This is a genomic window from Trichodesmium erythraeum IMS101 (assembly GCF_000014265.1).
Lineage (GTDB): Bacteria > Cyanobacteriota > Cyanobacteriia > Cyanobacteriales > Microcoleaceae > Trichodesmium > Trichodesmium erythraeum.
Genome location: NC_008312.1, coordinates 3,198,337 through 3,212,127 on the forward strand (window position 1 = coordinate 3,198,337; position 13,791 = coordinate 3,212,127).

Consider the following 13,791-nt stretch of genomic DNA (forward strand, 5'->3'; position numbering starts at 1 on the left):
ACCTAAACCACCAATGACCACAAACCAACTTCTAGACAACCGATACCAAATTATCAACAAATTGCACGAGACAAATTTAAGCACCACATTCCAGGGAAAAGACATCAAAACTGCCACCCATCGCCCATGTCTCATCAAACAACTCAAAACCGATCCCCAAAACACCAAACTACAAAAAGAACAAGAAGAAAGATTTCAACAAGAAGCAAAAATCTTAGAAAAATTAGGCAAACACCCGCAAATACCAGATTCATACGCCTATTTTTCTGTAAATAATCAATTTTATTTAGTTCAAGAATGGATAGCAGGATGTAACCTAGAAGAAAAACTTCAACAACAGGGCAAACTAACAGAAACAGAGGTCAAAAATATACTAATAAAATTATTGCCAGTCCTAGAATTTATTCATCACCAACACAAAATAATTCACCGAGATATTAAACCAACTAATATTATGCTGAACTCCGAAAACTTACCCATATTAATTGACTTCGGCATAGTCAAAAAAATAGTCACTTCAATAAACCCTCAAATCCCAAATACCTTAAAAATAGGAACTCCCGACTTTGTCTCTCCCGAACAAATATTAGGAGAACCAACCTTTGCCAGCGATATATATAGTTTAGGCACTACAGCAATTTATCTCTTAACAGGAGAAATACCCAAAAATAAATATTCCTGGCATTCAAACCTACCAAATATTAGCCCAGAATTTGCCAATATTTTAGATAAATCTATAGAAGAAAAATTGAGCGATCGCTATCAAAGCGCCAAAGAAATGTTAACGGCAATAAAAAGCAGCAAAACATCTTATTCGAGCTCCAAAACCAAACTGCAAATTACCAAAACCCCATCATCTCTACAACCAACTCAAAAAATTTCCCCCGTAACTTTAACAAGCCCAAAAAATAATCAGTGGTTAAAAATCGGAATAGTCGCCATTATCGTAGGAATTATCAGCACAGGAACATACATTTTTTACAATAACAAAAACCAAACCCAGTCAACCTTATATGCAGCAACTGAAAAAGCAGAAAAAGTAATTACAAAAGCCAAAAAAGCCACAGAAAAAAACGAATTAGAAATTGCCAGAAACCAATTAGAAATCGCAATTCAAGAATTAGAAAATATTCCCCAAAACCCAGAAATTAATAATCAAATTCAAACCAAAAAATCAGAGTATCTAAAAACAATGAACCAAATAAATCTGGCATTAAAAAAACAACCCTGTTATGAACTATTGTGGCAAAAAGATAATTGCCAAAAATACCCAATTAAATTAGACAATAGTAGTTTTGATTGAAGATAAAATTGAGAACTAAAGATACAAAAATTGACAACCTTGATCAGATATTTTCAGGGATAAATTAAACAAGTAAAATAAACAAGCAAAACCTTATCCTTACAGTCTAACATTTAGAACTTGCAAATTATCAGCACCCGTTCTACAACACTCTCAGCAAAATATTAGAATGAGGAAATATTAGACGAGCGATCGCCTTTATAAGCCCTATTACCACAAACAAAACATTGTAGGGACAGTCATAAGAATGTCCCTACTATAGCCTACCCAAATAAAAGATATCTACTCAACTAAAAATGATACTACTTAACCACACCAGAGTGCCCATCTATAGAACCCGCCGGTTCAAATTTTCCACCTAAGTATTTTGCCAAAAATTCCTCAGCGATCGCATAAAAATGTAAACGGTTTTCTGGGCGTGCAAAACCATGACCTTCATCTTCATATAAAACATATTCTACAGGCTTACCAGCATCCTTCATAGCCTGAACAATTTGTTCACTTTCTGACTCCTTCACCCGTGGGTCATTTGCTCCTTGGCCAATTAACAAAGGTTTCTGAATTTTATCCACAAAAAACAGAGGCGATCGCGACCTTAAAAACTCTGGCTCTGTTTCAATATCTCCCATACGATGACTAAAAACCCTCTTCAGAGGTTTCCAATAAGGTGGAATAGTTTCCATTAAAGTGATCAAATTACTAGGTCCGACAATATCAACACCAGCAGCAAAGACTTCCGGAGTAAAAGTTAACCCTACTAAAGTTGAATAACCACCATAAGAACCACCCATAATAGCAATTTCATCCTTGTTAGCGATACCCTTTTCAACTAGCCAGTTAACTCCATCAATGAGATCATCATGCATTTTCGCTCCCCACTCCCGGTTACCAGCATTGAGAAAGTCTTTACCATAACCAGTTGAACCGCGGAAATTAACTTGCAACACCACATAACCCCGGTTAGCCAACCATTGAGCTTGCCCTTTATAACCCCAAGTATCCCGAGCCCAAGGTCCTCCATGAACTAAAAGCACTGCTGCAGTTGGAGTAGAAACCCCCACAGGTTTAGTCAAATATCCATGAATAGTTAAACCATCCCTAGCAACATAGGAAATAGGTTCCATAGGAGCCAACTGTAAACCTTCTAGTTTTGGTTGGTTCGTAAACAAAAAAGTTGTAGTTTTAGCAGTACGGTCGTAGGCATAATAATAAACTGGTCCGTCATCAGTGAAATAAGCTACTAACCAGTTAAGATCCTGAAGAGTCCGGTCTACGATGCGAAACTCCCCTTTATGAGCTGCTTTCAGAAATTCAAAATCTGCAGTAATGCTATCGTCCAGAACTTGCCATTCTAGCTTATCTTTGTAGAAACCTACTGCTTGAATAGTACGAGTTGTAGGATGAGTTATGATGCCACTAATATCATATTGGGAGTCTTCAGCAATTACTTTTTCTTGACCATCTCTAAGGTCTAGAGCAAGTAGACGTTGAGCATTAGCATCATGGTTACCCGATATATAGAGAATATTCCCATCATCGGAGAAGAGAACCGGACCACCTTGTTCATCAGGTCCCCAATGACGCAAAGTTTCCCATGGTTTTTCTGTAGTTTCCCGATAAAATAAATTAGAACCTCGATCCTCAGTGCTGGCGATCGCTGCCCGGACTTGAAATTGAGCATCAGCAGTCCAACCAACAATATTACCTGGGTTCTGGGTATCAAATTCTACTGCACCATTATTAAGATCAATGCGGTAAACATCAAAACTTTGGGGGTTTTTTAGATTCATTCCCACCAATATTTGGTCGGGAAAACAATGATCTAAATTTACTATTTGCGCTTTAACTCCTTGGAATGGGGTCAGGTCGCGCACTATGTTTGATTGAATATTTACTTGATAAAGATGAAAGTTTTCGTCACCACCAGCATCTTGGAGGTATATCAGTTGGTCTGGCTTGTAAGTCCAAAGATACATACGAATGCCTCGTTTTTGGTCAGCAGTAACTTGGCGATCGTCTTGTTTACCAATAGTTTGTACCCATACTTGCAAAACGTTTTTATCATCTGGGGCGATGTAGGCAAGATATTTTCCATCGGGGGAAATTTTTGGTTTAGTACGTTCAGGGTTCCCAAATAAAATTTCACGAGGAATGAGAGGTGTGAGTTGAGCCGTAGTTTTTTCTTTGCTGGTCATTTGTAGTTATCACCTTATTAGTTATTAGCGTATTAGTTATCAGGAGCTTTGACTGCAGCCAAGCCACATAGAAATACTGATTTAATTTTCATTTGTAACTGTATTTAAAGCTCCTATTATTTGAGGAGCTTTAAGTATAGATAGGGCTATTGAGTTAGTACAAACCATGTACTTTTTTATTACTTATTATCCAGACATCATATTATACTGTTTCTAAATCATTCTATGTGATCTAAAAGTTAATTTTTGTATAAACATATTTTAGGGACAAATAGTCCTGAAACGGCTTGAGCCATTTTTTTTTGATAGTTAGTATTAAATAGATTTTACTTTGATATTCTACTTTACAATTTGTAATATTTACATACAATAGAAGTAGTGTAAACCTACCTTGACTTTTTATGTTATTAGAAGCTAAACAACGTACAAAATTAGATAATTCTGACGATAGTTTATTTTATTCTATTCCCAGGTTTGTCACCCATGTGGATGAAGGGTTTATTGACCAGTTGACCAATTTATATCGCGATCGCCTCAAACCTAATACTCGAATTTTTGATATGATGGGTAGCTGGGTTTCTCATTTACCAGAAAAGGTAGAATTTGCTCATGTTGAAGGACATGGTATGAATGAGGAAGAGTTGGCCAAAAATCGCCAATTAAACCATTACTTTGTTCATAATTTTAATCAGGACTTAAAAATACCTTTACCAGACAAAGATTTTGATGCTGTGCTCAACTGTGCCTCAATTCAATATTTGCAATATCCTGATGCTATATTTTATGAAATTCATCGTATTCTTAAACCTGGTGGTATAGCAATTATTAGTTTTTCTAATCGGATGTTTTATGATAAAGCGATCGCTGCTTGGCGAGATAATTCAGAAGAGGGAAGAGTAGAGCTAGTTAAGAGTTATTTTGAGTCTGTAAAAAATGCCAATGGTCTTCCAGGTTTTAGTCAAGTAGAAGTAATTTCTCAAAAGTCAAATGTGCCAAGTTTTTTGCAGGCCTTAGGTTTAGGAGGAGGGGATCCTTTTTATGCTGTAATTGCTTATCGTCAGTTTTAATATTAGGTTATAAGTAGTCGGACAAAAGTTTTAGTATCTGTATGAGTTGTGGTCAAAATAGCATAAACTCCTTGTGGAATCACAGTTAGCGTTATATTTGTATTTTTAATACATAAAGAGTTGTTGATTTGTGTCCCACTACTTAGGTTTTAGGTAGTAGCTAGTAAATTAAATAAGTATTTTTTCTGAGTAAAAATTATTTTTTTTTACTATATTTTCTCCACTACCTAATACCCATTCTCTGCATTTTTTTTGATGATATAATTTTTCAAACAAACTAAAATATCAATTCAATGAATCTAAAATAATCAAAAAAATAAAAAAAACATGATATCAAACCATGTAAAAAATAATTTATGATTATATTATTTATAGTCAGATTAAACTTGTGATTTTAATTAAAATAAAAATTATCAATATGGTATAAAAAGAAATAGTAACTATTGTCAATTGCTAACTGTAAAAACAACAATTTTACTCAGAAAATTAATTTAATCAAAGTGATTTCAAAAGAAAATAGACTTAACATACAAGAACTAGAAACTATTGTTGGCAAAGACAACATTAATTTATGGGAAAATATAGACCCAACAAAACAACAACAGATCTCACAGGCGATCGCTCCCAATAACATTATTAACTGTATCATTTATCCAGAAACTCAAGCACAACTATCTGATGTAGTTGCTTACTGCGCCCAAAATAACTGTGTCATATTACCTTGTGGTAGTGGTAGTAAACTTCATTGGGGAGGTTTATTAAAAGTAGATCCAACTACTCACCACCAAAAAATAATAGTAGTCAGTTGTGCTCGCCTCAACCGTCTCATCGAACATGCTGTCGGTGACTTAACCGTTACCGTGGAACCAGGAATAAAATATGCAGAACTACAAGCAACCCTGGCAAAAGTCGGACAATTTCTAGCTATCGACCCGGCCTACTCAGAAAGTGCAACTCTTGGCGGTATTATTGCCACTGCTGACACTGGTTCCATACGTCAACGCTACCGGGGTGTACGAGATATGTTACTAGGTATTAGTTTCGTGCGTTCAGATGGAAAAATTGCCAAAGGAGGAGGACGAGTAGTTAAAAACGTTGCAGGCTACGACCTAATGAAATTATTTACAGGTTCTTATGGCACATTAGGTATTATTAGTCAACTTACTTTCAGAGTTTATCCCATACAAGAAGCATCTGGAACTGTTGTTTTAGTAGGAGAAAAAAATAACATTGCTAAAGCAACTCAAACTTTATTATCTTCTGCATTAACACCTGTTGCTGTTGACTTACTTTCAATGAATTTAGTTCAAGAATTAGACTTAGGCAAAGGGGTGGGATTAATAGTAAGATTTCAAACTGTAATAGATAGTGTGAAAGAGCAATCAAAGAAATTATTAGAAGTAGGAAATAGTTTAGAATTAAACTCCACTTATTATCACGATGACGAAGCAGAATTATGGAATAAATTAAAACAGAAAATTTGCCATGTTCACGGAAATACAAAAATCACTTGTAAAATAGGAGTAATACCTAACAGAGCCGTAGAAACTTTAAGTAAACCAGCTCTAGAAAAAAATTTGGGATTAATTCATGGAGGAAGTGGTTTAGGAAAATTAAGCTTTAATTCTATTACCCCTGAAACTCTTCTAGAATTAAGGCAATGGTGTGAATCTCAAGGTGGATTTCTGACAGTTTTAGCAGCACCATTAGAGATAAAACAAAAACTTGACGTTTGGGGTTATAATCAAAATGCTCTTGATATGATGCGTCGAATTAAACAAAAATTTGACCCCAAAAATATTCTTAATCCCCATTCTTTTGTTGGTGGAATTTAAAAGTATCAGTGGGGTGTATTATCTACTTTTTTTATACAAACTTGCTTGATATATTAAAAAGATAATTGCATTATTTCAGCTATTTTTTAGGGTGCGTTAATTTTCATTAACGCACCACATCTTAAGACCAAAACCACCAGGAACATTTCTATCTTGATATCTTAAAAAAGATAGAATTGGCACTTACTACTTCAATTATTCTGAAGAGCTGTTGAGGAAAAATAAACAACTCTTCTAAAAAGCAAATTTGCTTTCAAGCTTCTACCTAAGTTGAAAATTACTAGTAGCTAAAACTGGACTATTATCTAAATTAGCAAACTCAGCTCCAATACCAAAACCATCTTCACTGCCGTTAGTATTATAATATAACGCTCCGCTAACAGAGTTGTAAACAATAGCAGCTTCAGCAGTTTCGGCATCACTTTCACTAGAGACAGTAGCAAAATCATCTTCAGATAAACCAGCATCAGCAGAACTATCTAGAGCAGTAAAAGTATCCAAGTCAAGCAAGATTCTATCTTGACCAATATTAAAATCAGTAATTCTATCTGTACCTATATCCTGAGAATTAAATTCTTTATTGGTGTTAAAGATAAATCTATCTATACTGGCTCCACCAGTTAATTCATCGTCTCCAGGACCACCATTCAGGCGATCGCGACCTTGACCACCATTAAGAGTATCATCACCCCTTCCTCCAAGCAATATATCAAACCCTGGACGACCTTGTAAAAAATCATCACCATCCTGACCCAAAAGAGTATCATTACCCCTGGCGCCTATCAGAGTGTCATTACCATCATCACCAAGAATTCGGTCATTGCCTGCCAGTCCATTTAGGCGATCATCTCCAGCAAAACCCCTTACCTTATCGTCAGCAAAACCTGCTTGAATATTGTTATCCCGTTTATCTCCATTGAAAACCACATTCTCAACAGGAATTACAGTATTCATATTTTCTAAGATAACCTGTCCGCGCAACTCACCACTCTGATTATTTTGTGTATGCAGGTTAATATAAACTCCTCCTGACTCTACTGCAGCCACTTCAGTCTCATCCAAAGTAAAGTTACCAGAGAAGAAACCAGAGTTACCATCAGTTTCAAATACAGTTAAGTTGCGTAAAAATGCACCATTCTCGCCAATTTCTCCCAAATAAAGTTGAGCCGAGCTTTGAGAATTTCCCTCTGAGTCCTGCTCTGGTCCGACATTAAATAAGTCACTCGACAGCCCAAAAAAACGTCCAAATATATTAAAATTATTGCCCAAAAGTTCACTAGAAAAGACTCCTCCAGCCTGGGTATTTGAATCTAAGTCAACGACTTGAGATTCTAACATTGGTAAAAATCCTACTAGAGCATCGTTCCCTGGAGCTGTCTCGTTGACAAGAACTTGTGCGCGTAACTCACCACCCAGATTATTTTCTGTGTGCAAATTCACATAAAAGTTCCCTGACTTTGCAGCTACGACCTCATCATCACTCAAAGAAAAGGATCCCAAAAATCCACCTGAACCGTCACCATTATCAGTGACATTGAAATTACGGGCAATTCCACCAGTAGAATTAGCTAATCCCTGATGCAAGTGAACAGAACTTTCAGCATTTCCCTCTAAGTCTGTACCTCCCACCGAAAATAAATCGCTTGATAAACCTGAAAAAGTTCCTTGTATTATCAGTGTATTATCATCCAGAGTCGCATTTATTATTCCTTCAGCGGGACTATCTGCTACTGGGGGTACTTCAAAAGATTCTGACATGGGCAACCCAAGGCCAAATGATATTTGTAAACCATCTAAAAAATTTACCTGTCCCCGTAGTTCTCCACTTGGGTTATTTTCTGTGTGGAGATTTATATAAAACGCGTCTGCTTTTGCTGTTTCTAGCTCTGGATCTGTGAGGGTAAAAGCTCCATTAAATCTACCAGAACGATCATCAATTTCAAATCTATTTAAGTTGCGGACAATACCTCCATTCTGACCTATTTCACCCTGATGAAGATGAATGGGGCTTTCAATATTTTCCTCTGAGTCTACTCCTCCTAAAGGAAGTAGAGGACTTGATAGCTCCTTAAATTTGCCATCTATTAATAATATATTATCAAGTAATAATGCAGTAAAACCCCCTACAGCTGGACTATCTTCTACAGGTGGAACTTCCTGTTGTTCTGAGATAAATAAAGAAGGTCCAAAAAAAAATTTGTCAAATGAATAACGAGCCATTATAAATCTCCTTTCTAGTTGTAAAACTAATACAAAGCTTTAAATTCGGTAAAAAATTGATGTGTACAGACATTACATGCAACATCTCTTGCTTTTACTGGAGCCGTCGGCGGTTTTTCATCAATAGGTATTGATGGTTAAGGAGACCGCCCAACCTAAATTAAATTTGTACTTAGGTTTAAGTCTGAATCTATTAGGGACCTACACTGTGAAAAATTATAAGAAAAATTATAAGTTCTCATACTTAATAAGTTTGAGATTTATTCTTATAGATTTCATGTATAAGTGAGTAAATAATATTAATAGATTTTTTGATTATATCGTTATCTTTGATTAAGTCAATGCTCTCCAATTTTTGTATTAGCTTTATATTAGGCTAGTATAACTGACTTATTGAACTATATATAATATAACCTAAAGTTAGTATTGGTGAAATTATGCACACCAAGGTTATTTCATGGAACTTTGAAAATTGATTTACTAATTTTATTTTATTTATTAACTTTTTAGTATGACAGAGCGTAGTATAAAATTATGAGTTAATATTCAATCCTACTTTCATTATTAATTATCAAAAAAATTAATGTATAATATTATTTATGAACTTTAGGATTGAAAAAAATCATATAAAAAATGGATCTCAAAGACATAAGTATTCAAAGTAATCCAACAATTCCAGCGAAAGATAGCAAATTTTTACAGCAAAATCCACACTTGCAATCTGACTTAGATCACTCTAGTTTTGACTCTAAAAATCCACCATCACCAGAATTAATTGGTGCCTGCGTCCACTGTGGATTTTGTTTATCAACATGTCCTAGTTATCGAGTAATAGGCAAAGAAATGGATTCTCCCAGGGGCAGAATTTATGTTATGGATGCTATTAACAATGGAGAAGCATCTTTAAATCAAACAAGTTCTCAACATTTTGATACTTGCTTAGGTTGTCTCGCTTGTGTAACTACTTGCCCTTCAGGAGTTAGATATGATAAATTAATTGCTGCAACTCGCCCACAAGTAGAACGAAACATTCCCCGTTCATTACCTGATAAATTAATTCGTAGTCTGATATTTAATTTATTTCCTTATCCTAATAGATTACGACCTTTACTTATTCCTTTATTTATTTATCAAAAATTAGGATTTAACAAACTAATTCGTAGTAGCAAATTACTTGATAAAATATCTCCTAGATTAGCAGCAATGGAATCTATTCTACCAGAAATTACAGTTGATTCTTTCTCTAATAATTATCCAAATATTATTCCGGCTGAAGGAGAAAAACGTTATCGAGTTGGTTTGATTTTAGGTTGTGTTCAAAGAATATTTTTCTCCTCTGTTAATATGGCAACAATTCGAGTTTTAACTGCTAATGGTTGTGAAGTTGTGATTCCTAAAAGTCAAGGTTGTTGTGCTGCATTGCCAGAACATCAAGGACAAACCGAACAAGCTCATGCTTTGGCAAAACAAATGATCGATAGTTTTGTAAATACAGGAGTTGATGCAGTTATTATTAATGCTGCTGGTTGTGGTCACACTCTTAAAGAATACGATAATATTCTACAGGATGATTCTGAGTATTGTGACAAGGCAAAAGAATTTTCTAATAAAGTTAAAGATGTGCAAGAATTCTTAGCAAATGTAGGATTGACAGCTAAACTTTATCCTTTGGTTGAGGAAGAAGAATTGACTATAGTTTATCAAGATGCTTGCCATTTGTTGCACGGTCAAAAAATTAGTTTAGAACCTAGAAAATTGCTGCTAAAAATTCCTGGGGTGAAGTTGCGTGAACCTATAGATGCAGCTTTATGTTGTGGAAGTGCGGGAGTCTATAATATGCTACAACCGGAAACAGCTAATGAATTAGGAGAACAAAAAGTAGAAAACTTATTGAATACAGGTGCAGAATTAATTGCTTCTCCTAATCCTGGATGTTCTTTACAAATTAAAAAGCATTTAGATTTGCAAGGTAATAATATGAGTTTAATGCACCCAATAGAATTATTAGATTATTCAATTCGGGAGGTAAAGTTAAATCTAAAAAAGTAAATAATAAACTAGTCTAATTTATGTCTAAACAGGAAGCGATCGCTCTGTTTTTGAAAATAAAAAATAGTAAGTATTAGTATTATTAGGCATACTATTAGCCAGAAAAAAATAGATATCGCTTTTCTTTTTTTGTCAGAGATAAAAATCATTCAGGAATTTGAGGAAAAACTGTAGAGGTTTGCTATTTAAACTCAGGGCAAAAATAAGATAAAAAGACAAAACCCCGGGTTGATAAAATCTTATAACCTATTTCCCAAAAACTCTAATAAAAAAAACTCAAAAATATCCCGGCTTCTTACCCGAAAATAATTTTGTGGTCTAATTAAATGAAAAGTCATAAACCACATTGTCACAATCAAAACCTTGTAACGTCCCGACTCTCCTACGGAAAAATTAGTCAGAGATTACTTTTGACTTTTGACTTTCCAATAGGGGATAATTTGTGAGTTAAAAACTGGAGGAAAATTTTATCAAATGAAGCGCTCTCTATTTTTATTTATAAGTTTAGCTGTTTTAAGTTTAACATCCTGTAGCGCTGCCAAGGAAGTTCAGGAATTAATTCAGGAATTAATTGATCCCACGCCACCACAGACATCGACCACATCTCCTGTTAAACAAAAAGAACAAAGAAAGTTATTTCCAATTCAGCAAAAAGGAAAATATGGTTATATCAATAAAATGGGCAAAATATTGATTCCACCAAAATTTGAACAGGTGAAAAATTTCTCAGAGGGATTAGCAGCAGTAAAAATTGGAGAAAAATGGGGTTATATTAATGAAATGGGAAAAATAGTCATCAGCCCAAAATTTGATTCTGCTTTACGTTTTTCCCAAGGGTTAGCACCAGTGAAAAAAGTTGCTCAAAGATGGAGCTATATTAACCAGAATGGAGAAATAGTAATTCAACCAGAGTTTGAAGATGCAGTCTATTTTTCCGAAGGGTTAGCACGAGTTACAATTGATGGTAACTGGGGTTATGTTGATAGAATGGGCAAAATAGTAATCAAATCAAAATATGGAGGACAAACTGGGCGGGGTTTTTTTGTTGAGGGATTAGCTGCTGTGAGGGTCGGGGCTGGCTATAAATATGGATATATAGATCAGGCTGGAGAAATGGTCATTACAGAACAATATAATTTTGCTGGAGACTTTGTTAATGGTTTAGCGAGGGTTCAAATTTTTGATGTTTGGGGGTATATTGATAAAACTGGTAGAGAAGTCATTAGACCAAACTTTGAATTTAGTCAAGATTTTTCTGAGGGTTTAGCAGCAGTTAAAATTAAAGATAAGTATGGCTATATTGATGTTTCCGGAAAAAGAGTTATTCAACCGAAGTATGATTATGCTGGCAGTTTTTCTGAAGGTCTAGCAGAAGTAAGGATAGATGACAAATATGGCTACATTAATGCTAAGAATGAGATCATTATTGAGCCGGAGTTTGATAATGCTTTTGCTTTTTCTAATGGTATTGCAGAAGTGTGGGTAGATGACAAAAAGGGTTACATAGATAAAATTGGTAGGTTTGTCTGGAATTTAAGTAATTGATAGCGCTTATATAGCAACTATCATACTGGAGGGTACAAAGTTGTATCTGGCGCGAGAGTAGGGATCAGGTAGGGATGTGGCAAGTGCTAGCACAAGTCAGAATTCAGCAGTCAGAAGTAATATCTGAGTGCATTTGAGCATTTAGCTATGTGCGCCCCTAATATTCCACAACTATACAACATCCCTACTCCTGCTCAATAGCCCGCGCTGAATTTTTTTTGATAAATACTATATGCTTCCTACTTTTTGCCTTTTACTGTCTAACTTTTGGGAGTTTTTAACGATCATAATAGCTAATGCTATGATTAAATTATATTTTCCATCTTAATAAGAAGCAAAATTATGTCCCAGACTTTCAACCAAGGATACGCTGTTGTTATCGGAGTAGGTGATGATTTGCCGATCACAATTGATGATGCTACTGCCATTGCCAATGTATTGGGTGATTTATCTCGTTGCGCCTATCCTACTGATCAAGTGCGTTTACTAACAGGTGAAAAAGCAAACCGTGCCAATGTTCTATCTGCTTTGAGCTGGCTGGCTGAGACCACGGGAAAAGATGACACGGCGATCGTTTATTTTTCTGGTCATGGAATTGAAAAACCAGATTATTATTTGATGCCTTATGGTTATAATTTAGAAAATTTGGAGGGTACAGCTATTCGAGGCGAAACTTTTACGGAGTGTCTGAGAGCTATTAAAACTAAAAAATTACTGGTACTGTTAGACTGCTGCCATGCTGGTGGACAGGCAGACCCTAAGGGAATTATAAAATCACCTCTACCTCCATCGGCGATCGCTCAGTTGGGGAGCAGTAGTGGTAGGGTTATACTTGCTTCTTCGCGAAAAGATGAACTATCTTGGACGGGAAAGCCATACAGTGTTTTTACTGTAGCATTGTTGGAGGCTTTGGCTGGTTATGGCATATTTGAACAAGACGGCTATGCTCGCGTTTTGGATCTTGCTATGTGGGTCGGACGCAAAGTCCCAGAACGTACAGGGGATGAACAGCACCCTATCATCAAGGTCTCTAATTTAGAGGATAATTTTGCTTTGGCTTGGTATGCTGGGGGGGAGAAAAGTGTGCGCCCATTGCCAAAATGGGAAACTAATATTCCATCTATTACACCAGGGTTGGATATTGAACAGGTGGCTACCTGGCGACGGATGTTGGCTAACTATCGTGAAAATCTTCTGTTAATTGAAGAACGCATGAGTGAATTTGTTGAATTTACTGATGTTCCACTAACACTTTTGAAAAATAAACGTCGGATAGAGGCGGAAATAACTAAGTTGGAAAAAAAATTGGGGGGTTAACTACTGAGGCCGAATAGTTAAAAGTTGGAGAAATGTTAATGAATATTGAAAGTATGCTGATTATCTACTATCATAGATTAAGTTTTTTTCAAAAAATTACAGTTTTTTTTCATGGTTTACCAGCTCAAATGAAGTCAATTAAGACATAGTTAAAAGTTAACAATTACCAATAGAAAAAAAACCATACTTGCCAAATATCTAGGTGTGGTTTGCTGATTTATAGCTTCCCTAATGTCATACTTATAACTGGGGAATCAAAG

General features: G+C 35.5%; 8 protein-coding genes. 6 read left to right on the forward strand and 2 right to left on the reverse strand.

Annotated elements, in window-relative coordinates; genetic code table 11:
• Positions 1-13 precede the first annotated feature (13 nt).
• Positions 14-1,303 carry a protein kinase domain-containing protein gene (locus tag TERY_RS09725; RefSeq protein WP_011611663.1) on the forward strand — a complete coding sequence of 430 codons (1,290 nt, stop codon included), beginning with the start codon at positions 14-16 and terminating at the stop codon, positions 1,301-1,303.
• Positions 1,304-1,605: 302 nt separating this feature from the next.
• On the opposite strand, the gene TERY_RS09730 is transcribed toward TERY_RS09725, so the two are convergent.
• Positions 1,606-3,498 (reverse strand): prolyl oligopeptidase family serine peptidase, encoded by a 1,893-nt coding sequence (locus TERY_RS09730; protein WP_011611664.1) that lies wholly within the window; start codon positions 3,496-3,498, stop codon positions 1,606-1,608.
• Positions 3,499-3,899: 401 nt separating this feature from the next.
• On the opposite strand from TERY_RS09730, the gene TERY_RS09735 reads away from it, so the two are divergent.
• On the forward strand, positions 3,900-4,565 hold the full coding sequence (locus TERY_RS09735; protein ID WP_011611665.1) for a methyltransferase domain-containing protein: 666 nt from the start codon (positions 3,900-3,902) through the stop codon (positions 4,563-4,565).
• Between the two features lie 500 nt (positions 4,566-5,065).
• The gene (locus TERY_RS09740; protein WP_011611666.1) at positions 5,066-6,400 is read left to right on the forward strand and encodes an FAD-binding protein; all 1,335 of its coding nucleotides are present in this window, start codon (positions 5,066-5,068) and stop codon (positions 6,398-6,400) included.
• 261 nt (positions 6,401-6,661) lie between these two features.
• On the opposite strand, the gene TERY_RS25145 is transcribed toward TERY_RS09740, so the two are convergent.
• A complete protein-coding gene (locus TERY_RS25145; RefSeq protein ID WP_011611667.1) occupies positions 6,662-8,620 on the reverse strand; it encodes a CHRD domain-containing protein in 1,959 nt (652 codons plus the stop codon).
• Between the two features lie 633 nt (positions 8,621-9,253).
• On the opposite strand from TERY_RS25145, the gene TERY_RS09750 reads away from it, so the two are divergent.
• The 3 genes from TERY_RS09750 to TERY_RS09760 all read left to right on the forward strand — a co-directional run bounded on the left by TERY_RS09750 (position 9,254) and on the right by TERY_RS09760 (position 13,531).
• Complete coding sequence (locus TERY_RS09750) at positions 9,254-10,669, forward strand: heterodisulfide reductase-related iron-sulfur binding cluster (RefSeq protein WP_011611668.1); 1,416 nt, start codon at positions 9,254-9,256, stop codon at positions 10,667-10,669.
• Positions 10,670-11,143: 474 nt separating this feature from the next.
• Positions 11,144-12,214, forward strand: coding sequence for a WG repeat-containing protein (locus tag TERY_RS36685; protein WP_011611669.1), 1,071 nt, complete (start codon positions 11,144-11,146; stop codon positions 12,212-12,214).
• A gap of 342 nt (positions 12,215-12,556) precedes the next feature.
• A complete protein-coding gene (locus tag TERY_RS09760; protein WP_011611670.1) occupies positions 12,557-13,531 on the forward strand; it encodes a caspase family protein in 975 nt (324 codons plus the stop codon).
• Positions 13,532-13,791 lie beyond the last annotated feature (260 nt).